General features: G+C 61.8%; 25 protein-coding genes and 1 tRNA gene. 13 read left to right on the top strand and 13 right to left on the bottom strand.

Translation table 11 applies throughout. The annotated features are described in order from the left end of the window. Positions 1 to 20: 20 nt before the first annotated feature. Positions 21 to 953 (top strand): N-acetyl-gamma-glutamyl-phosphate reductase, encoded by a 933-nt coding sequence (argC, locus tag HGO38_RS10280; RefSeq protein ID WP_250955789.1) that lies wholly within the window; start codon positions 21 to 23, stop codon positions 951 to 953. 162 nt (positions 954 to 1,115) lie between these two features. Next, a complete protein-coding gene (locus HGO38_RS10285; protein ID WP_250955790.1) occupies positions 1,116 to 1,946 on the top strand; it encodes a DODA-type extradiol aromatic ring-opening family dioxygenase in 831 nt (276 codons plus the stop codon). Positions 1,947 to 2,219: 273 nt separating this feature from the next. Here the strand turns inward: HGO38_RS10285 and HGO38_RS10290 are convergent, their stop codons facing one another. After that, positions 2,220 to 3,323, bottom strand: a complete 1,104-nt coding sequence (locus HGO38_RS10290; RefSeq protein WP_250955791.1) for a COX15/CtaA family protein — start codon at positions 3,321 to 3,323, stop codon at positions 2,220 to 2,222. Between the two features lie 125 nt (positions 3,324 to 3,448). Between HGO38_RS10290 and HGO38_RS10295 the strand changes: the two genes are divergently transcribed. Together HGO38_RS10295 and HGO38_RS10300 are read left to right on the top strand one after the other, a co-directional pair. Then, positions 3,449 to 3,658 (top strand): DUF2842 domain-containing protein, encoded by a 210-nt coding sequence (locus tag HGO38_RS10295; RefSeq protein ID WP_250955792.1) that lies wholly within the window; start codon positions 3,449 to 3,451, stop codon positions 3,656 to 3,658. Between the two features lie 170 nt (positions 3,659 to 3,828). Beyond that, the gene (locus HGO38_RS10300) at positions 3,829 to 5,091 is read left to right on the top strand and encodes a GNAT family N-acetyltransferase (protein WP_250956000.1); all 1,263 of its coding nucleotides are present in this window, start codon (positions 3,829 to 3,831) and stop codon (positions 5,089 to 5,091) included. Between the two features lie 7 nt (positions 5,092 to 5,098). On the opposite strand, the gene HGO38_RS10305 is transcribed toward HGO38_RS10300, so the two are convergent. Then, positions 5,099 to 7,306: a GumC family protein gene (locus tag HGO38_RS10305; protein WP_250955793.1), complete on the bottom strand. Its 2,208-nt coding sequence runs from the start codon at positions 7,304 to 7,306 to the stop codon at positions 5,099 to 5,101. Positions 7,307 to 7,500: 194 nt separating this feature from the next. Here HGO38_RS10305 and HGO38_RS10310 point away from each other — a divergent pair, with 194 nt between their 5' ends. The 7 genes from HGO38_RS10310 to HGO38_RS10340 all read left to right on the top strand — a co-directional run bounded on the left by HGO38_RS10310 (position 7,501) and on the right by HGO38_RS10340 (position 14,290). Next, on the top strand, positions 7,501 to 8,076 hold the full coding sequence (locus HGO38_RS10310; protein ID WP_250955794.1) for a polysaccharide biosynthesis/export family protein: 576 nt from the start codon (positions 7,501 to 7,503) through the stop codon (positions 8,074 to 8,076). A gap of 3 nt (positions 8,077 to 8,079) precedes the next feature. After that, positions 8,080 to 9,231: a glycosyltransferase family 4 protein gene (locus HGO38_RS10315; RefSeq protein ID WP_250955795.1), complete on the top strand. Its 1,152-nt coding sequence runs from the start codon at positions 8,080 to 8,082 to the stop codon at positions 9,229 to 9,231. A gap of 179 nt (positions 9,232 to 9,410) precedes the next feature. Then, entirely contained in the window at positions 9,411 to 10,976 is a 1,566-nt protein-coding gene (locus HGO38_RS10320) for an undecaprenyl-phosphate glucose phosphotransferase (protein WP_250955796.1), read from the top strand. Next, complete coding sequence (locus HGO38_RS10325) at positions 10,973 to 12,220, top strand: O-antigen ligase family protein (RefSeq protein ID WP_250955797.1); 1,248 nt, start codon at positions 10,973 to 10,975, stop codon at positions 12,218 to 12,220. The genes HGO38_RS10320 and HGO38_RS10325 overlap by 4 nt, the downstream gene beginning before the upstream one ends. Continuing rightward, positions 12,217 to 13,440 carry a glycosyltransferase gene (locus HGO38_RS10330; protein ID WP_250955798.1) on the top strand — a complete coding sequence of 408 codons (1,224 nt, stop codon included), beginning with the start codon at positions 12,217 to 12,219 and terminating at the stop codon, positions 13,438 to 13,440. Before HGO38_RS10325 ends, HGO38_RS10330 begins: the two co-directional genes overlap by 4 nt. 57 nt (positions 13,441 to 13,497) lie before the next feature. Next, on the top strand, positions 13,498 to 13,794 hold the full coding sequence (locus HGO38_RS10335; protein ID WP_250955799.1) for a DNA-binding protein: 297 nt from the start codon (positions 13,498 to 13,500) through the stop codon (positions 13,792 to 13,794). Positions 13,795 to 14,140: 346 nt separating this feature from the next. Continuing rightward, entirely contained in the window at positions 14,141 to 14,290 is a 150-nt protein-coding gene (locus tag HGO38_RS10340) for a hypothetical protein (RefSeq protein WP_250955800.1), read from the top strand. Between the two features lie 76 nt (positions 14,291 to 14,366). On the opposite strand, the gene HGO38_RS10345 is transcribed toward HGO38_RS10340, so the two are convergent. The 3 genes from HGO38_RS10345 to HGO38_RS10355 form a co-directional block, all read right to left on the bottom strand. Further along, positions 14,367 to 15,437, bottom strand: coding sequence for an extracellular catalytic domain type 1 short-chain-length polyhydroxyalkanoate depolymerase (locus HGO38_RS10345; protein WP_250955801.1), 1,071 nt, complete (start codon positions 15,435 to 15,437; stop codon positions 14,367 to 14,369). A gap of 229 nt (positions 15,438 to 15,666) precedes the next feature. Then, entirely contained in the window at positions 15,667 to 16,290 is a 624-nt protein-coding gene (locus HGO38_RS10350; RefSeq protein WP_250955802.1) for a hypothetical protein, read from the bottom strand. A 405-nt stretch (positions 16,291 to 16,695) separates the two neighbouring features. Continuing rightward, positions 16,696 to 16,772, bottom strand: a tRNA-Pro gene (locus HGO38_RS10355). Positions 16,773 to 16,974: 202 nt separating this feature from the next. Between HGO38_RS10355 and HGO38_RS10360 the strand changes: the two genes are divergently transcribed. After that, complete coding sequence (locus tag HGO38_RS10360; RefSeq protein ID WP_250955803.1) at positions 16,975 to 17,196, top strand: hypothetical protein; 222 nt, start codon at positions 16,975 to 16,977, stop codon at positions 17,194 to 17,196. Between the two features lie 76 nt (positions 17,197 to 17,272). Here HGO38_RS10360 and HGO38_RS10365 read toward each other — a convergent pair whose 3' ends face one another. The 6 genes from HGO38_RS10365 to HGO38_RS10390 form a co-directional block, all read right to left on the bottom strand. Continuing rightward, positions 17,273 to 17,803, bottom strand: a complete 531-nt coding sequence (locus HGO38_RS10365) for a MerR family transcriptional regulator (protein WP_250955804.1) — start codon at positions 17,801 to 17,803, stop codon at positions 17,273 to 17,275. A gap of 130 nt (positions 17,804 to 17,933) precedes the next feature. After that, a complete protein-coding gene (locus HGO38_RS10370; RefSeq protein WP_168474502.1) occupies positions 17,934 to 18,272 on the bottom strand; it encodes an integration host factor subunit alpha in 339 nt (112 codons plus the stop codon). A 105-nt stretch (positions 18,273 to 18,377) separates the two neighbouring features. Beyond that, a complete protein-coding gene (locus HGO38_RS10375; protein WP_250955805.1) occupies positions 18,378 to 19,349 on the bottom strand; it encodes a beta-ketoacyl-ACP synthase III in 972 nt (323 codons plus the stop codon). Positions 19,350 to 19,368: 19 nt separating this feature from the next. Beyond that, positions 19,369 to 20,415, bottom strand: a complete 1,047-nt coding sequence (gene plsX, locus HGO38_RS10380; protein ID WP_250955806.1) for a phosphate acyltransferase PlsX — start codon at positions 20,413 to 20,415, stop codon at positions 19,369 to 19,371. A 107-nt stretch (positions 20,416 to 20,522) separates the two neighbouring features. Further along, positions 20,523 to 21,089: a YceD family protein gene (locus tag HGO38_RS10385; RefSeq protein WP_250955807.1), complete on the bottom strand. Its 567-nt coding sequence runs from the start codon at positions 21,087 to 21,089 to the stop codon at positions 20,523 to 20,525. 1 nt (position 21,090) lies between these two features. Next, positions 21,091 to 21,633 (bottom strand): ubiquinol-cytochrome C chaperone family protein, encoded by a 543-nt coding sequence (locus HGO38_RS10390; RefSeq protein ID WP_250955808.1) that lies wholly within the window; start codon positions 21,631 to 21,633, stop codon positions 21,091 to 21,093. A 280-nt stretch (positions 21,634 to 21,913) separates the two neighbouring features. On the opposite strand from HGO38_RS10390, the gene HGO38_RS10395 reads away from it, so the two are divergent. Further along, positions 21,914 to 22,420, top strand: coding sequence for an outer membrane protein assembly factor BamE (locus HGO38_RS10395; RefSeq protein WP_250955809.1), 507 nt, complete (start codon positions 21,914 to 21,916; stop codon positions 22,418 to 22,420). A gap of 84 nt (positions 22,421 to 22,504) precedes the next feature. Here the strand turns inward: HGO38_RS10395 and HGO38_RS10400 are convergent, their stop codons facing one another. Further along, positions 22,505 to 24,643 (bottom strand): sodium-translocating pyrophosphatase, encoded by a 2,139-nt coding sequence (locus tag HGO38_RS10400; protein WP_250955810.1) that lies wholly within the window; start codon positions 24,641 to 24,643, stop codon positions 22,505 to 22,507. Positions 24,644 to 24,867: 224 nt separating this feature from the next. Then, positions 24,868 to 26,097: an MFS transporter gene (locus HGO38_RS10405; RefSeq protein WP_250955811.1), complete on the bottom strand. Its 1,230-nt coding sequence runs from the start codon at positions 26,095 to 26,097 to the stop codon at positions 24,868 to 24,870. Between the last annotated feature and the right edge of the window lie 19 nt (positions 26,098 to 26,116).

Genomic DNA, 26,116 nt, shown 5'->3' on the forward strand with positions numbered 1-26,116 from the left:
AACTGATATCCGAGGATAAAATGACAGCGAAGATCTTCATCGACGGCGAACACGGCACCACGGGACTGCAGATCCGCACCCGCATGGCCGGCCGTCGCGATGTCGAATTGCTGTCGATCCCGGAAGCCGAACGGCGCAATGCCGCGCTTCGCGAGGACATGCTGAATGGCGCCGATATCGCCATCCTGTGCCTGCCGGACGACGCGTCGCGCGACGCCGTGACCATGGTTGCCGGCAACAACAATGTGCGGATCATCGACACCTCGACCGCCTATCGCGTCGATCCGAACTGGGCCTATGGCTTTGCCGAGATGGACGACGCGCAGGCCGACAAGATCCGCGCCGCGCGCTTCGTGGCCAATCCGGGCTGCTACCCGACCGGCGCCATCGGCCTGATCCGGCCGCTGCGCGCAGCGGGTCTGCTGCCCGATGGTTATCCGGTCACAGTCAATGCGGTCTCCGGCTATACCGGCGGCGGCAAGCAGATGATCGCGCAGATGGAGGACGCAAATCATGCCGACGCCATCAAGGCCAATAATTTCCTCTATGGTCTGTCCCTCAAGCACAAGCATGTGCCGGAGATGACGACGCATGGCCTGCTCGACCGCGCCCCGCTGTTTTCGCCATCGGTCGGCCGCTTTGCCCAGGGCATGATCGTCCAGGTGCCGCTGTTCCTCGACGACCTGAAAGCGGGCACGACGATCGACGTCCTCCATGCCGCCCTCGTCGCCCATTATGCCGGGCAGGACATCGTCACAGTTGTGCCGCTTGAGGAGAGCCGCGCGCTCGGCCGCATCGATGCCGAGGAACTGGTGGGCCAGGACACGATGAAGCTCTTCGTGTTCGGCACGCCGGGCGGCGCTCATGTCAATCTGGTGGCCGTACTCGACAATCTCGGCAAGGGCGCCTCGGGTGCTGCGGTCCAGAACATGGATCTGATGCTGTCGGCCTGATGCATCGCTGCCGGGGCACCCTGCCCCGGCCTCGTGTCCCCCGACACCGTCGTTTGGCCCGGCCCCGGTCTTCGCTTGTCGAACGCTTCGTCTCCAGAACCACGGATCGTCAGGACCTCATCGGATTGCTATATCAAGGGCAACAATCCATGAGGCTTTCCGATGAGCGACCGCAGCCGTTTTCCCGTCATCTTCATTCCGCACGGCGGCGGCCCATGGCCGTTCATGGATTTTCCCAAATCGGCCGAGGGCAAGGGTCCGTGGGACGATCTCGGCGCGTTTCTGAAAGGGCTGGATGGCGAGATCGGCCGCCGGCCGAAGGCCGTGCTGGTCATCTCCGGCCATTGGGAAAAGGAACCGGTGCCAACGCTGAGCACGGCCGCGCAGCCTGGCATGCTCTACGACTACTACAATTTCCCGCCACACACCTATGAGCTGTCCTATCCGGCCAAGGGCGATCCAACCATCGCCGCCCGCGCCCGGGCGCTGCTGGCCGAAGCCGGGATCGAGAGTGGGCAAGATGCGGCCCGCGGCTTCGACCACGGCGTGTTTATTCCCTTCATGCTGATCTATCCCGATGCGGATGTGCCGATCGTCATGATGTCGCTGAAGAATACGCTGGATGCCGAAAGCCATCTGGCGATCGGCCGGGCGCTGGAGCCGCTGCGCGACGAGGACGTGCTGATCGTCGCCTCGGGCATGACCTATCACAACATGCCGATGTTCCGGAAAGCCGATGCCGGGCATGTCGCAGAGGCCGTTCGTTTCGACGACTGGCTGGGGGATGCCGTCGAGGCGCCGGATGCGGATGAGCGGGCGGCGCTGCTGTCATCCTGGGACAGCAACCCCGATGCGCTTGCCTGCCATGTGCCGGACCACGATCACCTCGTGCCGCTGTTTGTGGCAGCGGGTGCCGCCGGTGCCGATCAGGGCCGGCGGATATTCACCACCGATTATCTCGGCAAGCCCTATTCGGGCTACCGGTTCGGCTGAGCCTAGAGCGTTTCCTGGTTAGATTGAAGCATTCTGCCGGTGCAGGTTTTCGTCAGGGCAAAGGCGATTGGCGAAGGGCATACCCGAAGGTACGTCCGAGCCGATCGCCTTTGATCCTGGCGGAAAGATGCCCGGCCCTTCGGGTTGGCTGAAACGGGCCGCCTGATCGCCCGGCCGGCTTGGCCGTAGGGCGTGGCTACGACACGCGCCAGCCGGGCGACCAATCGACTCCGTTTGAGCCAACAGAATGTTTCAATCTAACCAGGAAACGCTCTAGCTCTTGACCTCGATGGCGGTTTCGGGCGGATATTCGCCGATGAAGCCGCGCCAATGGGCGATGGTAAAACCCAGCACGATCAGCGCCATGCCCTGGTGCGCCAGGGCGATGTGCAGATGCACCTGCGTCAGCAGCGTGGTGATGCCGAGGATCGCCTGCAGGGTGATCAGGGCGAACAGCACGACGGTGCGGCGGGCATGGGTCGCGTGCGGCGCGGCTTTGAGCGATGCCAGCATATGCCAGAGCGCGGTTGCGAACAGGAGATAGGCGCCGAGGCGGTGCACGAACTGCACGGTCTTCGGGTTCTCGAACAGATTGATCCAGGCGGGGCTCTGCACGAAGAGATCGCCCGGCACCAACGCGCCATCCATCAGCGGCCAGGTATTGTAGGACAGGCCGGCATCGAGGCCCGCCACCAGGGCACCCAGATAGATCTGGAACAGCACCATCAGCGCCAGCACCATGGCAAAGGTCTTCGAGCTGGCCGTCGGCGCCAGGTCGCGGCTGTGAGGGGAAAGGCCGCGCATCACCCAGGTGCAGGCGGCAAAGATCAGACAGGCAATGACCAGATGGGTGGCAAGACGGTACTGGCTGACGTCGACGCGCGCCGAAAGGCCCGAGGACACCATCCACCAGCCGATGAAACCCTGAAAGCCGCCCAGCGCCAGAATGCCGAGCAGCGGCAGCTTCAACCGTCTCTCGATGCGGCCGGTGGCCCAGAAGAAGGCAAGCGGCAGGGCAAAGACCAGGCCGATGCTGCGCGCCAGCAGGCGATGGGCCCATTCCCACCAGAAGATGGTCTTGAACTCGTCGACCGTCATGCCCTTGTTGATCTGCTCGTATTCGGGAATGCGCTGGTAGAGCTTGAACTCTTCGTCCCATTCCTCGGCCGACAGCGGCGGCACGACGCCGTGGATCGGCTTCCACTCTGTGATCGACAGGCCGGAATCGGTCAGGCGCGTCGCCCCGCCGACCAGCACCAGACAGAAGAGCACGGCCAGCACCACGCCCAGCCAGATCCGCACGGCACGGCGATTGTTGATCTGGCGCTCGATCCGCTTCATGACCGATATTTCAACAGCAGCATCTACGGTTGTCATGGATATTCCCTTTTCAAGGCTGTTGATTTGCTACACTTGCCGGTGCAAAACAAGCCCCAGCCGTTTGCGGCATGGGGTCGCGTCACTCCCAGGCCAAACGACACGTGACGAAAGAAAGACCTGCCATGCCCGTCAGACTGCGCAAATTCATCGGCACGATCCTGATCATCTGCCTGGTGATCCTCTACGCGCTTCTGGCGACGACGATCGCCGCTGCGACGCTGGCGACTTCGCCATGGTGGGTGCACTTGCTCTACTTCCTGCTGTCCGGCCTGATCTGGATCCTGCCGGCCATGCTGATCATCAAATGGATGGCCGGACCGGCCCGGAAATAGACGAACGTCAAGACTGGCAAGCCGATCTGAAGACACGGCGTTCCGGCTTTACGATTCGATAACCGAACTTGGCGGAAAAGCCGGGCCCGGCGCGCGTCATAAACCCTATTTACGAGAAACACTTCTATTGTGACTGCATGAGGCTGCCGACCGGAGACACCCCTGTGCAGATGCAGAAGACGATTTCGGATGTTCCCATGATGCCGGCTGCCGCTGCTTCGGTCGAGCGCCGCGACGCGCCAGCTCAGACGATCAGACAGGCGGTGGCCCCCGTGCAGGTAGAGCTGTTTCACCAGATGGAGCCCCTGGAAACCGCATGGCGGCGGCTGGAGGCCGACAATCTCAATTCCCTGCATCAGAGCTACGATTGGTGCAGCGCCTGGGTAAAGACCCATGGCCATCCGCTGGCGATCCTGCGCGGCAGCCAGGACGGGGAGACCTGCTTCATCCTGCCGATGGAAATCGTCCGCTCCAACATGATCCGCATCGCGCAGTTCATCGGCGCGCGCTTCGCCAATATCAATACCGGCCTGTTCAGCGAGAAATTCCGGGCGCAGGGCCTGCAGCCCTCCCCTCAGGATTTTGTCGAACGGGTGACAAAAGCCCTTCAAGGCCAGGCCGATCTGGTCAGCCTGCAGAACATTCCCCTGGAATGGCGCGGCGACAAGCATCCGTTCTCGGCGCTGCCGGTCATGGAAAACCAGAACCATGCCTTCCAGCTGCCGCTGTACCCGGATTTCGAGCGCACCATCGGCCAGCTGAACGCCAAACGCCGGCGCAAGAAATTCCGCAACCAGCAGCGCAAGCTTGAAGCGGTCGGCGGTTACGAGCATATCGTCGCCAGCACCGACCGCGAAAAATCGGCGCTGATCGAACGGTTCTTTTATCAAAAAGCGGTGCGCTTCAAGGCTCTCGGCTTGCCGAACGTCTTCCAGCCGCCGGAAACCCAGGCTTTCTTCCGCCTCCTTCTGGAGCGCGATACCGGCGGCGTCAATTCGGCGCTGCAACTGCATGCGCTGCGCCTGAAGGGCGAGCATGAGGGCAAGATTGCCGCCATTGCCGGGCTGTCGCGCAAGGGCGATCATGTGATCTGCCAGTTCGGCTCGATCGACGAGGATCTGGTGCCGGAAGCCAGTACCGGCGAGTTCCTGTTCTGGCTGATCATCGAACAGGCGTGCCTCGACGGTGCCGCCATCTTCGATTTCGGCGTCGGCGACCAGGATTACAAGCGCCGCTGGTGCTCGGTCGAAACCGTTCAGCACGACGTTCTCCTGCCGATCAGCGGTCCCGGCCGGCTGGCCGCCATTGCCCAGCGCGGCGTGACCCGCACCAAAGCCGTCATCAAGGGCAATCCGCAGCTCTACGCGCTGATCCAGCGGCTGCGCGCCCATGCCGACGAGGACCCGACGCTCTCGACCGGAACCGACGACTAGCTTTCGTTCAGGCGGCGCTGCGGCCCTTGCCGGCGGCGCGCGTCTCGGGCAGGCGCTGCGACATCAGGATCAGATCGGCATAACCGACGCTTTCGAAGGTCGCCATGATCTCGGCCAGCTGTGCTTTGTCCGGGTTCGGCGCCGATAGAATGATCTCGTGGGCGCCGTTGCGGCTGAGGCGCGAGACGCTCTCGGCACTGGCCGGGCCGCACTCGATCAGCACCAGATCATAGGCATCCGCCAGGGCATCGGCAATCATCGACAGGCGGTCGACGCCGCGCATGGCGGCGCGGATATCGGAATTGCCCTGCGGGATGACATGGGCATCCGACAGGCGATCGGGATGGATCGTATCGGAAAATGCCGCCTCGCCACACAGAAGATCGGTAATGCCGGGAAGATCACGATGGGCGGCCATCAGCCGCGTCGGGCAGGCCGAGCCGGTCATGTCGATCAAGACGACCGTGCGGCCGGATTCGGCGATCTCGCGGGCTAGCATGACGGTTGCCGTCGAGCCGTCGTCGCCGGACGGCGAGATGCTGATGGCGATCGCGACATTGGCCTCGGCCAGATAGGACGCCACGGATGCGACCGAGAACTCGTCGTGCGGCTCATTGGCCTCGTCAGAATCAGCAACGATCTCCGGCTCCGGCTCAGGCATCGGGGCTGGGTCGGCCTGCGCCGTCAGCAGGCTGGCCGGAACAAGATCCGGCGCCGGGCGGGCGACCACTGGCCTTTCAGCACGCAGTTCGGTTGCCGGTTGGGCGGCCGCGCGTTCCGGCTCGTCATCGACCGGATTGCTCGGCGCATCGACCGGGCGCAGGGCACGGCCGCTGAACAGTTCGGCCAGCATGACGGCGACGGCGCACAGGATGAAGGCGGCCAGCGCCGCGACAATGGTGATCGGCAGGACCTTGGGGAAGCTCGGCTCGGACGGCTCGGAGGCCTGGGAGATGACGCGGGCATCGGCCGGGCTGGAGCCTTCGTCCAGGCGGGTGCTGGCCTCGCGGTAACGGGCGAGATAGGTTTCCAGCAGCTGGCGCTGGGCGACCGCCTCGCGCTCGAGCGCCTTCAGGCCGACCTCGTCCTCGCCGGCCCGGGCCGAATCCGCCTTGACCGCGTTCAACTGCTGAACGAGCTGGCGTTCGCGGATGCGCGCGACATTGGCCTCGCTTTCCAGGCTTGCGACGACCTTGCGGGTTTCGCCGGCAATCTGCTCGCGAATGCCGCTCAGCTGGGCGCGCAGGGCCTTCAGCCGCGGATGGCCGTCGAGCAGGCTCGTCGACAGATCGGAGATCTGCGAACGGATGGTCGATTCCGACTGCTTGAGCTGCTGGATCGCCTGGGAAGAGATGACCGCATCCAGCGTATCGGTCGGCTTGCCGGCCTCAAGCGCCGTCTTGACATTCTCGGCCCTCGCCTCGGCATTGGCCCGTTCGCCGCGCACGCGCGCAAGCTCAGCCGAAATGTCGTTCAGCTGCTGGTTGGCAAAGGTCGATGTGTCGCTGGTGCGCAGCAGGTCGGAGGAGGAGCGGTAATCGGCGATCTTCTGCTCGGCCTCCCTCACCTTCTCGCGCAGATTGGCGATTTCCGGCTCCAGCCAGCGGGCGGCTTCGGAATTGCTGTCGAGCTTGGCGCCGCTCTGCAGCGACAGGTAGACCTTGACCATGGCATTGGGAATGGCCGCGGCCAGCTTCGGATCCTTGGAGGTGAACTCGATGCCGATGACGCGCGACTTTTCGACCTGGTAGACCTGCAGCTTTTCCTGGAAAACCTTCAGCACCCGCTCTTCAGGTGCCAGATCGAGCGGGCTCTTCTTCAGGCCCAGCAGCACCATGATATCAGAGAGCGCCGAGGGGTTGGTATCCGGATCGAACTCTTCCAGATCATAGAGCTTCAGATCGCGGGCGACCTGCTTGATCAGATCGACCGAGCGCAGCAATTGCACCTGGCTGACAATGTTCAGCTCGTCCAGCACCGGCTCCGAGCCGGTCAGTTGCGTCTGCTGGGCGGCATAGCTGGCGGCGCGGGCCTCGATCAGGATGCGGGTTTCGCTCTTGTAGCTCGGCGAAATCATGCTGGCGCCGGCAAAGGCAAGCCCGGCAGCCACGGCAGTCACCACGAGGATACGGCCCTTGCGCTGCCAGACGGCACGCACGAGTTGGCCAAGATCGATATCCACATCCTGTTGATTGTTGCTGCCCGAACCCGACATGACCGTTACTCCTGGTACTTATTGGCGCAGAAAGTAAAGCAACATGGTAACCCAAGCGTTAATGGGTGTTTTTCGTTCAGGATTTGGAAAAACTGTGCGCCGCAAATAAAGCGTCGGGATTTGTTTACCGACCATTAACCCTAACCGTTTGATAACAGACCCACGTTGAAATCTTCCTGGGAGCGCGTCTGCGCATGTTATTGGCTCGAGCAAGACAGGCGATCATCGCGATTGCCGCAGTCACCATGGCAGTGCTGTCGGGCTGTTCATCCTACAAGCCGGCGCCGAAGGTGTTTCACGAAGCGACCATCCAGCCCTACCGGCTGGACAGCGGCGACCGCCTGCGCGTCACGGTGTTCGAACAGGCCAGTCTCAGCAATTCCTATACCGTCGACCAGGCCGGCTATATCGCCTTCCCGCTGATCGGCCAGGTGGCAGCCCGCGGCCAGACCCTTCCCCAGATGGAAGGCGCCATTGCCCAGAAGCTGCGCCAGGGCTATCTGCGCGATCCCGACGTCACCATCGAGATGGACCGCTATCGCTCGATCTTCGTGATGGGCGAAGTCGGGCAGCCAGGACAATATTCCTATGTTCCCGGAATGACGGTTCAGAATGCCATCGCCGTTGCCGGTGGCTTCTCCAGCCGCGCCAACCAGCGCGATGTCGACGTGACCCGCAAGATCAACGCCGACATCGTCACCGGCCGCGTGCCGATCACCGATCCCCTTCTGGCCGGAGACACGATCTATGTCCGCGAACGGCTGTTCTGATCGATGCCGGAAACCGAGCCGCTCCGCATCATTCACTGCTTTCGCTCGCCTGTCGGAGGAATATTCCGGCATGTGCGCGATCTCGCCGAGCAGCACAGCAATGCGGGCCACAAGGTCGGCATCGTCTGCGACAGCACGACGGGCGGGGACCACGAAGACCGGCTGTTCGACCAGATCCGCCCCTATCTGTCGCTCGGCCTGACCCGTATTCCGATCCGCCGCTCGGTCGGCAGCGGCGACGCCCGCGCCTTGTGGCGCAGCTACAAAGAAATCAAAAGTTTGCAACCGGATGTTTTGCACGGTCACGGCGCCAAGGGCGGCGCGCTGGCACGCATCATCGGTTCAGTGTTGCGGGTCAAAAAGTATCGCGTTGCCCGCGTCTATTCTCCCCATGGCGGCAGTCTGCACTACGATCAGGCCAGCCTTGCCGGCCGGGCGATCTTCAGCATGGAACGCCTTCTGGAGCAGCTGACGGACGCCATCGTCTTTGTCTGCGATTTCGAACGCCGGACCTACGAGACCAAGGTGGGCGTGCCGCGCTGCAGTGCGCGGATGATCTATAACGGCATCAGCGATGCGGATATCGGTGCGATCCCAACCCGCTCCGACGGCGTGCATTTTCTATATGTCGGCATGTTGCGGGACCTCAAGGGTCCCGATGTGTTCATCGATGCCTTTGCCCGGACCGAACGGCTGGTCAAACACCCCCTTTCGGCGCTGGTGGTCGGCGACGGCCCGGACCGCGACAAATACGATGCGATGATGATGCAGCGCGGCCTCGGTCGACGGATCGGCCTGCTGCCTGCGATGCCCGTTCAGGATGCCTTTTCGATGTCCAACATCGTCGTCGTGCCGTCGCGCGCCGAGTCCATGCCCTATATCGTTCTCGAAGCGCTGGGGGCTGCCAAGTCGGTGATTGCAACGCGGGTCGGCGGCATACCGGAAATGCTCGGGGCCGACAGCGAGGCGCTGGTCAATCCCGACGATCCGGACGATCTCGCCCGCGTCATGGCCAAGGCCGTGACGACGCCCGGCTGGCATGACAGCACCATGCCAAGCATGGCCGATTTCAAGGCGAGATTTTCCGCCTCTGTCATGGCCGACGGCATCCTGGCCCTCTACCGCGAACGGCTGACGGCGATCCGCAGCGCCTGACCGGATTGGCGCAAAGCCGATCAGCGCTAGCCGCTGCCGTGTTGCATGGGCAACCTGTTCCGAACAAGGACAGTATTGGCCTGGCTTAGCCCACGTCCGGATCGAATCGCTGGGCCGACATAAACGTTTCTTAGGACCTTTCTGCTACGACGAGAGGAATGAAGAGGCGGATCGATGTCATGAACCAGCAGGAAAAATCCGAACCATTCGACGTGGACGCCATGCGCCGCAAGGTCCGGGAAACGGCCGGCGGCGACAAGGCCGCCGCGCCCAAGGCGGTCCTCGAAAATGGCGAGATCAACGCCTTTGCCCGCCAGGTCGCCAGCCAGTTTCAAGACAGCAACTATTCCCCGAACATCATCATCGGCCAACTCCGTTTGCTGGAATTCAGCGCGCTGTTTTCGACCGGTCTTGCGACCCATCATTTCCTGGCCCGAGAGCATTTCACGCCGTTCATCATGTATCTGGCGGTGGCCTTTCTCGGTTCGGCGCTCGCCATCCTGTTGATGCAGTTTGCCGATTGTTACCAGGTGCCCGCCTTGCGCCGGCCGCTGCGGTCGATGCCGCGGATCGTCGGCGCCTGGACGATTGCCTTTTCGCTGGTGGCGCTTGCGCTGTTCCTGCTGAAATCCGGCGGTCTCTATTCGCGCGGCTGGGTGGTTGCCTGGTATGCGGCCGGGGCCTTCTTCCTGCTGGTCGAACGGTATCTGCTGGCCTTCGGGATCCGGCGCTGGGCGCGCAACGGCATCATGGAACGGCGCGCCGTCATCGTCGGTGGCGGCCAGCCGGCCAAGGACCTGATCCGCGCCATCGAACAGCAGCAGGACAATGACATCCGCATTTGCGGCATCTTCGACGATCGCGGCTCGGACCGGTCTCCGACCATCGTTGCGGGTTATCCCAAGCTCGGAACGGTGCAGGAACTGGTCGAGTTTGCCCGCCAGGCCCATATCGACATGCTGATCATCGCGCTGCCGCTCAGCGCCGAGGCGCGCATCCTGGAGCTCTTGCGGATGCTATGGGTGCTGCCGGTCGACATTCGCCTCGCCGCCCATTCCAACAGCCTGCGGTTCCGGCCGCGCTCTTACTCCCATGTCGGTGCCGTGCCGATGCTCGACATCCTCGACCGGCCGATCCGCGACTGGGATTCGGTGGCCAAGCGGATCTTCGACGTGTTTTTCAGCGTCGTCGCCCTGCTCCTGCTCTGGCCGGTGTTCATCGGTGCTGCCATCGCCGTCAAGCTGAGTTCCAAGGGGCCGGTGATCTTTGTCCAGAAGCGGCATGGCTTCAACAACGAAGTCATCAACGTCCTGAAATTCCGCTCGATGTATACCGACATGAGCGATCCGACCGCCAAGCGCGCCGTCACCAAGGGCGACCCCCGTGTGACGCGGGTCGGGCGTTTCCTCCGCAAGTCCTCGATCGACGAATTGCCGCAGATTTTCAACGTGCTGCGCGGCGACCTGTCGCTGGTTGGGCCGCGGCCCCATGCGGTTCTCGCCCAGACCCACGAGCGGCTCTACGGCGAGATCGTCGAAGGCTATTTTGCCCGCCACCGGGTCAAGCCGGGTGTCACCGGCTGGGCGCAGATCAATGGCTGGCGCGGCGAGATCGACAATGACGAGAAGATCAAGTTCCGCACCGCCTATGATCTCTTCTATATCGAGAACTGGTCGCTGATGTTCGATCTGAAGATCCTGTTCCTGACGCCGATCCGGCTGCTGAATACGGAAAATGCCTATTGAGTGCGATCGAAGCCCATTCTGCAGCGCCGTTCAGGCCGCAGGCCGCAGCCCTGACGCTGTTCGGCTCGGCGATGGTTGCCTTCGGCGTGTTTCTCTCGGGCTTCGTGATCTCCGAGCCGGCGCCTTACGAGCTGCTGATGGTCGGCCAGATCGCCATCTGGTTTCTGCTCGGTCTGAAGATTTCGCGCAGTGTCGCGCCGCTTTTGGCCCTGCTGCTGATCTTCAATGTCGGCGGCATGCTGTCCTTGACCGTGATGACCGATCTGGACGACGGGCCGATGTATATCGCCGTGTCGCTGTTCCTGGCGCTGACTTCGGTCTTTTACGCCGCCATCATCGAGGATGGGCAACATCGGCTGCGGCTGATTTTCCGCGCCTGGGTGGCCGCCGCGGTGATTACGTCGATGCTCGGCATCCTCGGCTATTTCCATGCCTTTCCGGGGGCCGAGGTTTTCACGCTTTATGACCGCGCCAAGGGCGCGTTCCAGGATCCCAACGTCTTCGGACCCTTCCTGATCGCGCCGTCGCTGTACCTGATGCACGGCCTGCTGACCGGCCGGCTGATCGAAGCGCCGTTCAAGGTCGCCGGCCTGCTGGTCATTGCGCTCGGCGTCTTCCTGTCGTTCTCGCGCGCCGCCTGGGCGCTTTTCCTGTTTTCCGCCGTCGCCATGGTCTTTATCCTGCTGCTCAAGGAAAGAACCGCCGCATTTCGGATGAAGATCCTGTTTCTGTCCCTGACGGCCGCGGTTCTGATGGTGCTGGTTCTGGTGATTGCGCTGCAATTCGAGCAGGTCAACAGCCTGTTCTTCAACCGCACCCAGCTCGTGCAGGACTATGACGGCGGGCATCTCGGCCGCTTCGATCGGCACCGCATCGGTTTCCTGATGTCGATGGAACATCCGCTCGGCATTGGGCCGATGACGTTCAGCCGGATCTTTCCGGAGGACGAGCACAATATCTGGCTGAAATCGCTGACCACCTACGGCTGGCTCGGCTTCGTCACCTATATCACCATGCTGCTCTGGACCCTGTGGATCGGCTTCAAGCTGCTGCTGCGCAACCGGCCCTGGCAGCCCTATCTGATGATCGCCTGGATCGTCATCATCGGTCATTCGGCGATCGGCAATGTCATCGACACCGACCACTGGCGGCATTTCTACCTGCTTCTCGGCATCGTCTGGGGCTGCGGTGCCCTGGAAAGCCGCTGGCAGAAAGACAGATTACACGGAGGGTTTGCCCCATGAGCGAACCGATAAAGCCAGATATGTCGCGCCTGAAGCTGTTGCAGGTTCTGGAGCCCAGCGGCGGCGGTTCGGGCCGGCATTTCCTCGATCTGTGCAAGGCGCTGAACGGGCGCGGCCATGATGTCACCGCCGTCTATTCGCCGCTGCGAGCCGAGCCGCGCTTCGTCGAGGAACTGCAGGCGTTGGGGCTCGCCAACACGCTGAGCGTCGACATGCGGCGGGCCGTCGGCCCCTGGGATGCCAAGGCCTTGCTTTCGATCCGCCGGATCATCACCCGCAACGGCCCATTCGACATCGTGCACGGCCACAGTTCCAAGGCCGGCGCGCTGACGCGGCTCAGGCTTCCCGGCAAACATGTGCCGCGGGTCTATACGCCGCACGCCTTCCGCACCATGGACCCGACGCTGGGCTCCAAGGGCCGGCTGGTCTATGGTTTGGTCGAAGGGGTGCTGGGCCGGTTTCTCAGCGACCGCATCATCTGCGTGTCCGGCGACGAATATAACCATGGATTGTCGCTCGGTATTCGCCCCGAGACCCTGCGCGTCGTGGTCAACGGCGTCGCAACGCCGCCGCAGGACCGCAGACAGGCGATGCGCGCCAGGCTCGGCGTGCCCGGTAATGCCTTCGCGTTCGGCTTCATCGGACGCCTGACCCCGCAAAAGGCGCCGGAGAGGCTGATCGCCGCCTTCGAGCGCATCGCCACACGCTTTCCCCTCGCCCATCTCGTGATCATCGGCTTTGGCGAACTCGACGCGACGATCCGGGCGATGATCGCATCGGCCGGGCTCAGCGAACGCGTGACGATGAGCGCCGATATTGCCGGCAGCGAGGCCATCCAGACCTTTGACGCGCTGGTCACCCCCAGCCGCTATGAGGCGATGTCCTATGTCATGCTGGAGGCGGCAGCCGCGGGCAAGCCGCTGATCCTCTCCGATGTCGGTGGGGCCGGAACCGTTCTTGAGCACGGCGTCAATGGCTGCCTGGTGCCCAATACCGACGACCCGGCGCCGCTGGCCGAAGCCATCCTGTCCTTTGCCGACCCCGACGTCCGCCGACGGCTTGAGGCCGGTGCCCTGGCGCGACAGAACCGCTATGGGCTCGACAAGATGGTCGAGGAGACCTTGCAGGTCTATCAGGACCTCTTGAGCGAGCGACCGCTTACCATCGCGACCGCCAAGGGCACCGGCAGCGATGTCGCCGATGGACTGGCCTTCCGTTAACGCAACAGGCATGCGGCCAAGCATTGACCTTCCGCCGGACCGGCCTATATCGCTTCTATGTATACTCCTGCACAATATCGCGCCGCCCGGGCTCTGCTTGGCCTGACACTTGAAGAGAGCGCGACCGCCAGCGGCCTGCCGGTCGCCGTCGTCTCGGATTGCGAGAGCGACGGGGTTGCGCCGGTCGAAGACAGTGCCCTGCGAACCCTGCGCCGCAGCTATGAGGCCAAGGGCGTCGTTTTCGTCAAGGACGGGGATGATACCAGCGGCGGCGCTGGCGTGCGGTTTGCCGCCCGCGATCAGGTCGCGCAGACGATGCGGCCGGAAAACCTCAACGCGGCCAACGACGACTGATACCAAGTGTCGATGATAGGAACCTATAGGACCGGCTCGATCGGCCCTGCTGGCTAGGAGAGGTCCGAAGAGCGATGCTTGCGCATCGGTCGAGGGGCTCGACGACGCCAGAAGGTCCGAGAAGCCGGCCGAAGGTGGCTTATGGCAGGCCTCTGGCGTTGTTGCGCCGCTTGGCCGATGCGACAAGCATCGCCCTGCGCACCGCGCCTAGCCAGAGACCTGCCATAAGCCATCCTATAGGTTCCTATCATCGACACTTGGTATGAGCCAACAATTGTTCCATCGCGATGGAACAATTTCCGCTCTGCAGCATTCTCCGGCTGACTTTACGCACAGGAGATATCTTATGAACCGAAGCAATGGCCTTTATTTCGTCATCGGCGCCCTCGTGATTGCCGTGATTGGCCTCGGTGTCTACGTCTATCAGGAAGAAAGCAAGCCGGACGGCGTGCAGCTCTCCATCGGCCGCGATGGCGTGGCCATTGAAGAAAACTGAGGTTTTGCCTCCGGGGGCGGTCAGGCGGATGATATACGTCTTTCCACCCCGCTGGGGCACTGCCCGACCGGCCGGCTTACAGTCCGCCTCGACTGCCCCCACTCTTCTTCCGTATCCCTTTCGCCTGACCCAGGCCCCATGACGCGGCCAGTTCGGTGGGCGTGCAAATCTCCTGCTCCAGCATGAACGGCACCGCATCGCGATGCGGCTGAACGGCCCCACGGGTCGATACTGCCAGACCATGGTCCATGCCGTGCACCAGATGCAGTTCGACGGCGACCTCGCCATCCGGGGCGAGCCATGTCCGCGTGACGCGCGACCCGTCAACCTCTTCCCGCGCCGCTTCTTCGGGCAGACCGTGCAGATCCAGCCATTGGTGCAGGCTGGCGCGGGCATTCGAAGGGTTGACGACCCGATCGGCAAGACCATGCCAGATCGAGATCTTCGGCAGGCTGTCGATCTCCGGGGTGGCGCTGCGCACCAGGTCGCCCCATTCGCGGGCCGAGCGGTTGGCGCTCGATTTCATCACCGACATGGCCGACATGGCGTCGCGGGCCGCACCGTAAGGCAGGCCGGCAACGATGGCGCCGCCGGCAAACAGGTCGGGATAGACCGCCAGCAGTGCCGATGCCATGGCGCCGCCCGCCGACAGGCCCATGACGAAGATACGGTCCGGCGAAATCTTGTGGCGGCTGCTCAGATTGTCGATCATCTGGCGGATCGACATCAGCTCGCCGCGGTCGCGGGCCACCGAGCTTGGACGGAACCAGTTGAAGCACAGATTGGGATTGTTGTTGGATCGCTGTTCGGGATAAAGCAGCGCAAACCCCATCTCCTTGGCGAGCCTGGACCAGCCGCTGCCGCGATCGAAATCGGCGGCGGTCTGCAGACACCCGTGCAGGACGACGACCAGGGGCGCACCGGCCTTCAACTGCGGCGGAACATATTCCAGCATGCGCAGGCCGCCGGGATTGGCACCGAAGGCCACCACCTCATGCAACCGTGCTCCGGCCGGGCGGCTTGCACGCGGTTTTGCCTTGGCCTTGGCCGGCGCGATGGCGGGCTCCATCAGCTTGGAAAGCGTCTTCTGCCACTTCTTCTGTTGTCGCATCACGGAGGAAAACGGCATAGGGAATTTCAGACGCATGGAAGGATCGCTTTCATTGGAGGCGTGGTGCGCGAATAGGCACAAGCGTTTCTCTTCTGCTTTGTTCCGATCGTCATCGGCCAAATAGGCCATATAATGCTGCATCGCAACATTTATAAGGCAGAACTACACGGGCGACGGTTCACTCCTCTCCATTTCCGGATGTTCGAAACCGAGACAGTCAACAAAAACGGAAAATCGGCCCCACCTGCGGGCGGGCAGGGACGGCTCAGGCCGTTACCTTGCTGAGCGAGGATTCCAAACCTTTTATGATTCCGGCATATGCGCAATATTGGTGATGCTTAAAGTGTTGAGGTACGTCTGCCTGGAATGACGGATTTACATCCATTAAAGGGATGATGCCAATGTCTGCCCTTACAAAGGCTTCCTGAAACGCCAAGTGCCGAGCCGCCCGGCTGGGTTGATCTTTGTAGGTATTGCTCGGAAAGTTTATGAAGTATATTCTGGCGCCCCGAGCAGAGGTACGAAACCAATCAACAATACGATGAAAATTTTCAACGGACATCTTTGTCGGTAATATTTCATCCATCGACCAATCGTCCAGCTTAATATCAAAATATCCTTTGTGAAAAAATAATCTTTCTCTTGTTTTTTGGTGAACAAATAGCCGGGCAGACAGATCGAAATAATTATCTAAAATTATTATGTCTGGCGAACGATCCATCGCTTTAAATACATTCAAACCGTTCTTGTTCGAGTGAATCCCCACCGCCTCGGCAGTCTGGTTATTCAGAATTAAGGAAGAATTCGTGTCAGCGCTCATCTTCTCAGGCTGAGCTTTAAGGTGGCGTCGCAAGAAACCGATATCCGGAAGCGATAAAGTGCGATCCACGTACCTGTCCAGAAAATAATCGGATCGATTATGCATCACCGTTGCAAGTACCTCGCCTCTGAACAACTTGACGTAATTCACAGCCGTGAGCCGAGACAAACAGCTACCAAAGGTGATAATTCTTACCATCCAGACATCGCCTCACGTTTCGCAGATCCGTTTATTATTCTTGCCGTATGCGCACACGTTTAGCGGACTACACTATGGCATCCTCGCAAGAAACACAATGAAACGATTACACAATTGAATTGTACACAGCAATACTATGCCGGTCAAAGTAATTTGTTGTATTATACATCTGACCCGTGCGGCAATGCCCAGACGACAGTCGGCAAAACCTTCAAATTACCCGGCCGAAATATGGGGGATTTTCGGCCGCAAGACTTCGACTAAGTCTTTCATTTTTGGTCGGGGCGGCCGGATTTGAACCGACGACCCCTTGACCCCCAGTCAAGTGCGCTACCGGGCTGCGCTACGCCCCGACCTGCCTAAACGGCTCGTTTCCCTTAGAGATTTGGCCACGGCGGCGCAAGCGAAAAATGAGAATGGCCTTCCAAAAAGACAGGAAGACGCAGAATTGCCAGGCGGCAGCTCGCAGATTGACGCTGCGTCCCTCCTTGTTTTGTGATTTCCGATGGGTGCGGCGCTGCGTTATGCTTCTCGAGCAACCAGAGGAGTACGACGATGAAAGCAGTAATCACAATTGCCGCAGTTCTCAGCCTCTCGGCCGGAGCGGCCTTGGCCGACTGCGCCGGTCATATGAAGACGACGGCTTCTGCCGATGTCGATACGACAATCCAGACGGCAAGCGTATCGAGCGCTGTGACCGAACGGCAATCCACTGCCGATCAGACGCTGATCCTGAAATCCACCGAAACGCCGGCCAGCACCGCCGTCACCGAATAAGCGGCACCCTCCAGACAGTTTCATAGGCCGGATCGTGAAGGTTCGGCCTTTTTTTATGGGCGCCGCCCCGGCGCGATCAGCGGACCTGGTCGAGCAGGCGCTTGCATTCCAGCAGATCGTAGAGCGCTTCCTGCAGCAGGGCCCTGTCTTCCTTGCCGACCGCGACCTTGCCCACCGAAACCTCGGGCATATCGTCGTCGCTGCCGCCGAAGCCGAAGAAGCGGCCGCTGACCTTGACCTTGGGCTGGCCGACGATCTGATCGTCATCGGCGTGGCTCAGTTTCGGTTCCCCCGTCGCGGTATTGGCCGCGACCAGCGATTCCATGGTGGCCAGGTCGCCGCTGGCCACGGCCATGACAAAACGGTTGCCATTGGTCTTCAGCAGTTTCTGGACGCCCTTGATGGTATAGCCGTGGTCATACAGCAGATGACGGATGCCCTTCAGCAGTTCCACGTCGTCGGGGCGGTAATAGCGCCTGCCGCCGCCGCGCTTCATCGGCTTGATCTGCAAAAAGCGCGTTTCCCAGAAGCGCAGGACATGCTGGGGCAGATCAAGGTCGTCTGCAACTTCGCTGATGGTGCGAAAGGCGTCCGGGCTCTTGTCCAACTTGGTGTTCCCCACACGATATCAGGCACAGCGTGCCGAGCTTCGAATCGTCGATATTCGAGCGGTTTACGACAAAGAATTCAAGTGATCCTATGATCCTGAGGACAAATTGCCTTCAGGGAGCCGGCGTCTAGACCGCCGGGTTCTGCGGCTTCTGCTTGGCGCGCCGCGCAATGTGCGACCGCAGGATCCGCTGTTTCAGCACATTGGAGGCCTTGAAGGTCATCACCCGGCGCGGCGAGATCGGAACTTCCTCGCCGGTCTTGGGATTGCGGCCGATTCGCTCGTTCTTGCTGCGCACCTGGAAGGTGGCAAACGACGACAGCTTGACAACCTCGCCGCGAACGATGGCATTGCAGATTTCGTCGATGACGGTCTCGACCAGTTCGGCCGATTCGGTTCGCGACAATCCAACCTTTCGAAAGACTGATTCCGCCAAGTCTGCCCGCGTCACTGTCTTTCCGGTCATCGTATCCCGCCCGATCACTAACCCATATTCCAAAGCAGCCTGAAGACTATTGCCCTTGGGCGTGTCGGTCAAGCACCTGTTATGAGTCGCATTTTTCGAATTGAGCTACCACCTTAGCAGCACGGCGCCCCAGGTAAAGCCGCCGCCCATTGCTTCGATCAGAACCAGGTCGCCTTTCTTGATGCGGCCGTCTGCGGCGGCCGTGTCCAGCGCCAGCGGAATGGAGGCGGCAGAGGTATTGCCATGCAGGTCCACCGTCACCACGACCTTCTCCAAAGGGATGCCGAGCTTCTTGGCCGAGGCGTCGATGATGCGCCGGTTGGCCTGATGGGGCACCAGCCAGTCGATATCGTCTGCCGTCGTGCCGGTCGCCTCGAACGTCGCTTCGATCACGTCGGTGATCATGCTGACCGCATGCTTGAAGACCTCGCGGCCCTCCATGCGCAGATATCCGACCGTGCCGGTGGTCGAGGGCCCGCCATCGACATAGAGCTTTTCGCGGTGCGCGCCGTCGGAGCGCAATTTGGACGCCAGGATGCCACGATCGGAAATCGCACCGGTCCCCTGCTGGCCTTCCAGGACCAGCGCACCGGCGCCATCGCCGAACAGCACGCAGGTGGTGCGGTCGCTCCAGTCGAGAATACGCGAAAAGGTCTCGGCGCCAATCACCAGCACGCGCTTAGCCATGCCGCCGCGGATATAGAGATCGGCCGTCGTCATGGCGTAGACAAAACCCGAACAGACGGCCTGCACATCGAAGGCAAAGCCATGGCTCATGCCGAGCCGGTGCTGGATATTGACGGCGGTGGCCGGAAAGGTGTTGTCGGGTGTCGAGGTCGCAACGATGATCAGGTCGATATCGGCAACCGTCAGCCCGGCCCTGTCGAGCGCCTGGCGCGCTGCCGCCTCGCCAAGCGACGCGGTCGTCTCGCCTTCGCCGGCGATATAGCGCTGGCGGATGCCGGTGCGCTGCACGATCCACTCGTCCGTCGTATCGACGCGGCTCTCCAGGTCGCGGTTGGACATCACTTGCTTCGGAAGCGCTGCTCCGAAACCGCGAACCACTGAACGAATCATTACTTCCCTACCCTGTCGATCACGCTGCTTCCGGACCCGCACTGGACGGATGGCGAGCATGATATTTCTTCAAATCGTTTTCTATCTTCTGTGTCAGGCCGTTGCGCGCCATGTCGTAGCCGACGTCGATGGCGGCGGCAAAGCCTTCCGCATCGGTTCCGCCATGGCTCTTGATGACGATGCCGTTGAGGCCGAGGAACACGCCGCCATTGACCTTGCGGGGATCCATCTTCTCGCGCAGCCGGTCGAAGGCGCCCTTGGCCAGGATATAGCCGATCTTGGCCATCAGCGTGCGCGACATGGCGGCCCGCAGGTATTCGGCGATCTGGCGGGCGGTGCCCTCGGCGGTCTTCAGCGCGATATTGCCGGTGAAGCCTTCGGTCACGACGACGTCGACGGTGCCCTTGCCCAGATCGTCGCCTTCGACGAAACCGTAATAGTCCATGGTGTCGAGCCCGGCCTCGCGGATCAGGCGCCCGGCTTCCTTGACCTCTTCCTGACCCTTGATCTCCTCGACGCCGATATTGAGCAGGCCAACCGTCGGCCGCTCGATCTCGAACAAGGCGCGCGCCATGGCGCCGCCCATCAGCGCGAAATCCAGAAGCTGCTGCGCATCGGCGCCGATGGTCGCGCCGACGTCGAGCACGATGCTCTCGCCGTTCAGCGTCGGCCAGATCGCCGCAATCGCCGGACGTTCGACATTGGCCATGGTGCGCAGGCAGAATTTGGACATGGCCATCAGGGCACCGGTATTGCCGGCCGAGACCACGACATCGGCCTGGCCCGTCTTGACCGCCTCGATCGACCGCCACATGCTGGAGACATAGCGGCCACGGCGCAACGCCTGGCTCGGCTTCTCATCCATGCCGACGGCGATCTCGCAATCGTGCAGGACGGAGCGTTCCTTGAGCTTGGGGTATTTGTTCAAAATGGGTTCGCAGCGGGCCTGCTGTCCAAACAGCAGGAACGTCACCTCGGGATGGCGCTCGAGCGCCTTGGCAGCGCCTGGGATGACAACTTCCGGACCAAAGTCGCCGCCCATCACATCAAGAGAAATTCTGATCACGCGTCCCTGATCCTTGCTTTTCGCCATCCTGGCGAAATTTCGGCCAAAATACCGTTTTTGCTGTCGCGCACAACTGGTTTGTGCCGTCTTGCGACATCAACACATTGCTACTGGTCCTTTTTCCAGTCCTTTAGCACGGCAAAGGGAGACGGACGGCGCACCTCGTCTGCGGGCGTGTCGGAATGGCCGGCAAACTCGACGCCTTGCTTCTTGGGATAGGGGTCGATGGCAAGTGCTGCGAACTCGCTGACCAGCACGCCGGCATCGATCGTGTCGCCGACAAAGGTCTCCGGCGCGTCGGGGCCGTCGGGGTCAAGCACCATTTCGGCCACGCCATCGACAACGATCCGCGCCAGTTTCGAGCCTTCCGGCACGTAGATCTGCTCGATCTCCTCGCTGAAACGCGACACGACCGGCTCCAGCGTCACGACGCAGGCCTGCACCAGTTCGCCCCTGACCTGGCCCTTGATGCGAATGCCGTCCTTCTTCCAGCGGCCGATCTGCAGTTCGGCGCGCAATTCGTTGACGGCGCTGACCTGCCAGAGTTTTGCCAGGCCCTGGCGCTCGCGCTCGTCTGCCTCGAGGCGGACCTGCACGGGGTTTGCGGAAATATGTCCGACCTTCACCAGGTAGGAGAATGGCGCGTCGCCGGCGCCGGCATCGTGTGTGGTCATCTCAGTTGCGCCCTCCAGGCACCGTCATTTGAACCGTTCCCGTGGCAAAGGCTTCGTCCGACACGCCGTCCAACTCTTGGTCGGCGCCCAGCACCCAATCGGCCAGGTCCGCCATCTCGGGCGCTTCGGCCTGTTCGGGATGGATGTTGCGGCGCAGGGCAGCGGCCAAAGCCGGTCCATCCTTTAGATCGAGTGCCGCGGAATAGGATTCAAGCCGGCCGTAGAACATGCCGGCCAGTTTTTTCATTCGCTTGGGAACCGTCTGGTCGCCGACACCGAGTTCCCTGATCGAATAATCGATATCCTGGAAAAACGCATCGACGATCTCCTGGGCCACTTCCCTGCCGCTCTGGCCGGCCGACCGGGTGCGACGGAAATACAGAATCATGACGATGGACAGCATTTCCAGCCGTCCCATCACCGTGTCCGGAACGGCGAGATCGGTGTAGAAATACGGATCGCGCCCGAGCGCGGTCAGTGCCGCATATTGCCGGTCGACGATGATCCGGTTGTGTTTCTTCTGACGGAACAGCCCGAATAGCATTTATATGTCCAATTTTCTCAGCGCAGAGCGATCTGTCTGGCCAAGGCCTTGTTGCATGATCGCGAAAGCTGGTTTACCGAAGCAGTCGTGAATTGCAATGCCGTTTCGACCAGAGCCACTTTCCGTCATGGGGCCTTTCGCGCCCGTATTGCCTGGTTCGTGTGGCCGGCAAGGCGGCAGCATCTCTAGGGCCAGATCATGTTCCGGTGTCCCCGGAAAGGCCATAATGATGTGCGCAACAGGACATCTGAAGTGCCGGCAAGGCCAGCAGTTTGAGTATATGGGAGACGCGTCGTTGAAGAGACGGTATTTCGGTTCGGACAGAACATTTTTCGGCGGTGCCGCCATTGCCGCGTTACTGGTCGTCGGCGGCCTGTCGGGCTGCCAGACCGGTGAAGTCTTTCACAACGGCTATATCGTCGACGAGGATGCGCTGGCATTGGTGCCGGTCGGGGCCAGCCGCGAACAGGTCATTCTGTCGCTCGGCACGCCGTCCACCACGGCGACCTTCGATGGTGAGGTGTTCTACTACATCTCCCAGAAGCGCGTCCGCTCGGTGGCCTTCATGAAGCAGAAGCTGGTCGACCAGCAGATTCTGGCCATCTATTTCGACAAGGACGGCGTCGTCGCGCAGCGTTCAAACTATACGCTCCAGGACGGCAAGGTGTTCGACACGATCTCCCGCACCACGCCGACCGGCGGCAAGGACCTCACCTTCCTGCAGCAGTTGCTGTCGGGCGGTGGCGGCGCCGCAAACAGCGTCAAGAACATGCTCAACGGGCTCTGAGCCTCGGCAGACATATTCGGAAACACAAAACCCGCGGCTTCACCAGAAGCCGCGGGTTTTCTTTTGTCTGATATCGATCCCGGCTCAGCCGGCCAGCACGGCCAGCAGCAACAGGGCGACGATATTGGTGATCTTGATCGCCGGATTGACGGCGGGGCCGGCTGTGTCCTTGTAGGGGTCGCCGACCGTATCGCCGGTGACCGACGCCTTGTGGGCATCCGATCCCTTCAGATGGGTGGTGCCATCCTTGTCGACAAAACCGTCCTCGAAACTCTTCTTGGCATTGTCCCAGGCGCCGCCGCCCGACGTCATGGAAATGGCGACGAACAGGCCGTTGACGATGACGCCCAGCAGGGACGCACCAAGGGCTGCGAAGGCCGAGGCCTTGGAGCCGGAAACCGCCAGCACGCCGAAATAGACGACCAGCGGTGCCAGCACCGGCAGCAGCGAGGGGATGATCATTTCGCGGATCGCCGCCTTGGTCAAAAGGTCGACCGCCCGGCCGTAATCGGGCTTGACGGTTCCCTGCATGATGCCGGGATTTTCGCGGAACTGCCGGCGCACTTCCTCGACGATGGAGCCTGCCGCCCGACCGACCGCGGTCATTGCGATACCACCGAACAGGTAGGGGATGAGACCGCCGAAGATCAGGCCGGCGACCACGTAAGGATTGGAGAGACTGAAGGAAATGTCGCCCATATTGGCGAAGTAGGGATATTTTTCGCTGTTGGCGGCAAAGAACTGCAGGTCGTTGGAATAGGCGGCAAACAGAACCAACGCGCCGAGGCCGGCCGAACCGATGGCATAGCCCTTGGTGACGGCCTTGGTGGTGTTGCCGACGGCATCGAGCGCATCGGTGGACTTGCGCACTTCCGGCGGCAGATGGGCCATTTCGGCAATGCCACCGGCATTGTCGGTGACCGGGCCGAAGGCATCGAGTGCGACGATCATGCCGGCCAGGCCGAGCATGGTGGTGACCGCGATCGCCGTGCCGAACAGGCCGGCGAACTGGTAGGTCGAGATGATGCCGCCAACGATGACGATCGCCGGCAGGGCGGTCGATTCCAGCGACACCGCCAGCCCCTGGATGACATTGGTGCCATGGCCGGTGACCGATGCCTGGGCGATGGAATTGACCGGACGCTTGTTGGTGCCGGTGTAATATTCGGTGATGACCACGATCAGCGCCGTGACGACCAGGCCGAGGATGCCGCAGATGAACAGGTTGGTGCCGGTAATGTCCATGCCGGCAACGGTGCCGATCGAGCCCCAGCCAACGGTCGCCGAGGTGGCGCCGGCAAGGCCGAGGATCGACAGAAGGCCGGTAACGATCAGCCCCTTGTAAAGGGCGCCCATGATCGAGCCATTGGTGCCGAGCTTGACGAAAAACGTACCGATGATCGAGGTCACGATGCAGGCACCGCAGATTGCCAGCGGATAGATCATCACCGTTTCCAGCAAGGGACTGGCGGCAAAGAAGATGGCCGCCAAGACCATGGTGGCGACCACCGAGACTGCATAGGTCTCGAACAGGTCGGCTGCCATGCCGGCGCAGTCGCCGACATTGTCGCCGACATTGTCGGCAATGGTGGCGGGGTTGCGCGGGTCGTCTTCCGGGATGCCGGCTTCCACCTTGCCGACGAGATCGCCGCCGACATCGGCGCCCTTGGTGAAGATGCCGCCGCCGAGACGGGCGAAGATGGAGATCAGCGATGCCCCGAAGCCCAGCGCCACCAGCGCGTCGATCACTTCACGCGAGCCACTGGCATGGCCCATCAGCGCCGTCAGAACAAAGAAATAGACCGCGACGCCGAGCAGGGCGAGGCCTGCCACCAGCATGCCGGTGATGGCGCCGGACTTGAAGGCGATGTCGAGGCCGGCCGCCAGGCTCTGGGATGCGGCCTGGGCCGTGCGAACATTGGCACGAACGGACACATGCATGCCGATGAAACCGGCAGCACCGGACAGGACGGCGCCGATCAGGAAGCCGATCGCGGCCGCGCCCGAGAGAAGATACCAGGCCAGCACGAAGACGACGGCGCCCACCATGGCAATGGTCATGTACTGGCGCATCAGATAGGCCTGCGCGCCTTCACGGATATAACCGGCGATCTCCTGCATGCGTGCGTTGCCCTGGTCGGCGGCAAGTACGGATTTGGTAGCCCAGACCGCATAGGCGATCGAAAGCAAGCCGCATAAGATCACGCCCAATAAAACTGTCATTCGCAATACCCTCCAGTATCGACCGCGCCATGCTCCTCCGCGTGGTCGTAATTCCGCGCCTGGTCTCGGCCCCTCCTCAGAAGCCTACCGGCACGGGGCGAGATTGCGTTGATGATGGGGTCGCGTCAAGTGCTGCTTTTCCGTCCGGCAATACAGCGAACCGGCGAATTGTCGCGCCGGTTCTTGATAGACCGCAAGTTGTGAATGGGGCCGGAGATCGGGCTTCAGGCCGGTTTGGTGCGGGCGCTGGCGCGCATCTGCAGGATCACCAGAATGAGGCAGGTGATGGTCACCGGCCAGATCACCAGGTTCATGATCGACCAGCCATAGGCGGAAAACACCTTGCCGGAGGAAAAGGACGACAGCGCCACGATGCCGAACAGCACGATGTCGTGGAAACCCTGCACCTTGTCGGCCTCATGGGGACGATAGCTCGACGCGACGATGGCGGTGGCGCCGATGAAGCCGAAGTTCCAGCCGATACCAAGCAGCACCAGCGCGCTCCAGAAATTCCAAAGCTCGACGCCCATATGGGCGACGATGGCGCAGGCCATCAGGATGAGAAGGCCGGCCGCGACGACTTTTTCCGTTCCGAACCGGGTGATCAGCATGCCGGTGAAAAAGCTCGGGGCGAACATGGCAATGACATGCCACTGGATGCCGAGGGTGGCGAGATCCGACGAGAAGCCGCAACCGACGACCATGGCCAGCGGCGCGCCGGTCATCATGAAGGTCATCAGCGCATAGGAACTGACGCCGCAGATCATGCCGGTGATGAAGCGCTGCGTCATGACGATGTCGCGCAAGGGTCGGGCGGCCTCGCCGTTGATGCCGACCTTGCCGACGGGTTCCGGCAGCTTCAGGAAGGACAGCACGACGATGGCGGCCAGCATCAGCGGGATCAGGCCGACGAAGGCGCCGGCAAACAGCACCGGCTCGAAGGCGTCCTTGGCCCAGATCGCCAGCTGCGGCCCGACAATGGCGGAGATGATGCCGCCGGCCAGGATCCAGGAGATCGCCTTGCCCTTGAAAAAAGAGGGCGAGGCATCGGCCGCGGCAAAGCGGATCTTCTGGGTGAAGCCGCCCGACAGGCCGATCAGCAGCAGGCCGAAGGCAAAGAGCCAGAATTCGGAGCGAAACAGCGCAAGGGCTGCGACCGCGCCGCCGATGGCAGCCATGGCGGCACCGAGCATGAAGCTCGCCTTGCGGCCGAGAAAGCGCGACAGGGCGGCAATGACGATGGCGCCGATGGCCACGCCGATATTGAAGCCGGTGAGCGGTGCGGTTGCCAGCGACTTGTCGGCGCCGAGCAGCTGATAGCCGGCAAGGCCGCCGACCGCAAAGCTCAAAGGCGCTGCCGAGCCGAGGATCGACTGGGCGGCGGCGAGAATCATCACATTGCGCTTGGCGGAGCGCAGTTGACCTTCGATCCCCTGCCCGTCGCCAGCACCCATGACCTGCTCTCCGATGTCG

The organism is Rhizobium sp. CG5, from assembly GCF_023701945.1.
GTDB lineage: Bacteria > Pseudomonadota > Alphaproteobacteria > Rhizobiales > Rhizobiaceae > Allorhizobium.

Coding starts and splice junctions, on each gene's coding strand:
- argC (WP_250955789.1), top strand. CDS start 21: ATGACAGCGAAGATCTTCATCGACGGCGAACACGGCACCACGGGACTG.
- HGO38_RS10285 (WP_250955790.1), top strand. CDS start 1,116: ATGAGCGACCGCAGCCGTTTTCCCGTCATCTTCATTCCGCACGGCGGC.
- HGO38_RS10290 (WP_250955791.1), bottom strand. CDS start 3,323: ATGACAACCGTAGATGCTGCTGTTGAAATATCGGTCATGAAGCGGATC.
- HGO38_RS10295 (WP_250955792.1), top strand. CDS start 3,449: ATGCCCGTCAGACTGCGCAAATTCATCGGCACGATCCTGATCATCTGC.
- HGO38_RS10300 (WP_250956000.1), top strand. CDS start 3,829: ATGCAGAAGACGATTTCGGATGTTCCCATGATGCCGGCTGCCGCTGCT.
- HGO38_RS10305 (WP_250955793.1), bottom strand. CDS start 7,306: ATGTCGGGTTCGGGCAGCAACAATCAACAGGATGTGGATATCGATCTT.
- HGO38_RS10310 (WP_250955794.1), top strand. CDS start 7,501: ATGTTATTGGCTCGAGCAAGACAGGCGATCATCGCGATTGCCGCAGTC.
- HGO38_RS10315 (WP_250955795.1), top strand. CDS start 8,080: ATGCCGGAAACCGAGCCGCTCCGCATCATTCACTGCTTTCGCTCGCCT.
- HGO38_RS10320 (WP_250955796.1), top strand. CDS start 9,411: ATGAACCAGCAGGAAAAATCCGAACCATTCGACGTGGACGCCATGCGC.
- HGO38_RS10330 (WP_250955798.1), top strand. CDS start 12,217: ATGAGCGAACCGATAAAGCCAGATATGTCGCGCCTGAAGCTGTTGCAG.
- HGO38_RS10335 (WP_250955799.1), top strand. CDS start 13,498: ATGTATACTCCTGCACAATATCGCGCCGCCCGGGCTCTGCTTGGCCTG.
- HGO38_RS10340 (WP_250955800.1), top strand. CDS start 14,141: ATGAACCGAAGCAATGGCCTTTATTTCGTCATCGGCGCCCTCGTGATT.
- HGO38_RS10345 (WP_250955801.1), bottom strand. CDS start 15,437: ATGCGTCTGAAATTCCCTATGCCGTTTTCCTCCGTGATGCGACAACAG.
- HGO38_RS10360 (WP_250955803.1), top strand. CDS start 16,975: ATGAAAGCAGTAATCACAATTGCCGCAGTTCTCAGCCTCTCGGCCGGA.
- HGO38_RS10370 (WP_168474502.1), bottom strand. CDS start 18,272: ATGACCGGAAAGACAGTGACGCGGGCAGACTTGGCGGAATCAGTCTTT.
- HGO38_RS10375 (WP_250955805.1), bottom strand. CDS start 19,349: ATGATTCGTTCAGTGGTTCGCGGTTTCGGAGCAGCGCTTCCGAAGCAA.
- HGO38_RS10385 (WP_250955807.1), bottom strand. CDS start 21,089: ATGACCACACACGATGCCGGCGCCGGCGACGCGCCATTCTCCTACCTG.
- HGO38_RS10390 (WP_250955808.1), bottom strand. CDS start 21,633: ATGCTATTCGGGCTGTTCCGTCAGAAGAAACACAACCGGATCATCGTC.
- HGO38_RS10395 (WP_250955809.1), top strand. CDS start 21,914: ATGGGAGACGCGTCGTTGAAGAGACGGTATTTCGGTTCGGACAGAACA.
- HGO38_RS10400 (WP_250955810.1), bottom strand. CDS start 24,643: ATGACAGTTTTATTGGGCGTGATCTTATGCGGCTTGCTTTCGATCGCC.
- HGO38_RS10405 (WP_250955811.1), bottom strand. CDS start 26,097: ATGGGTGCTGGCGACGGGCAGGGGATCGAAGGTCAACTGCGCTCCGCC.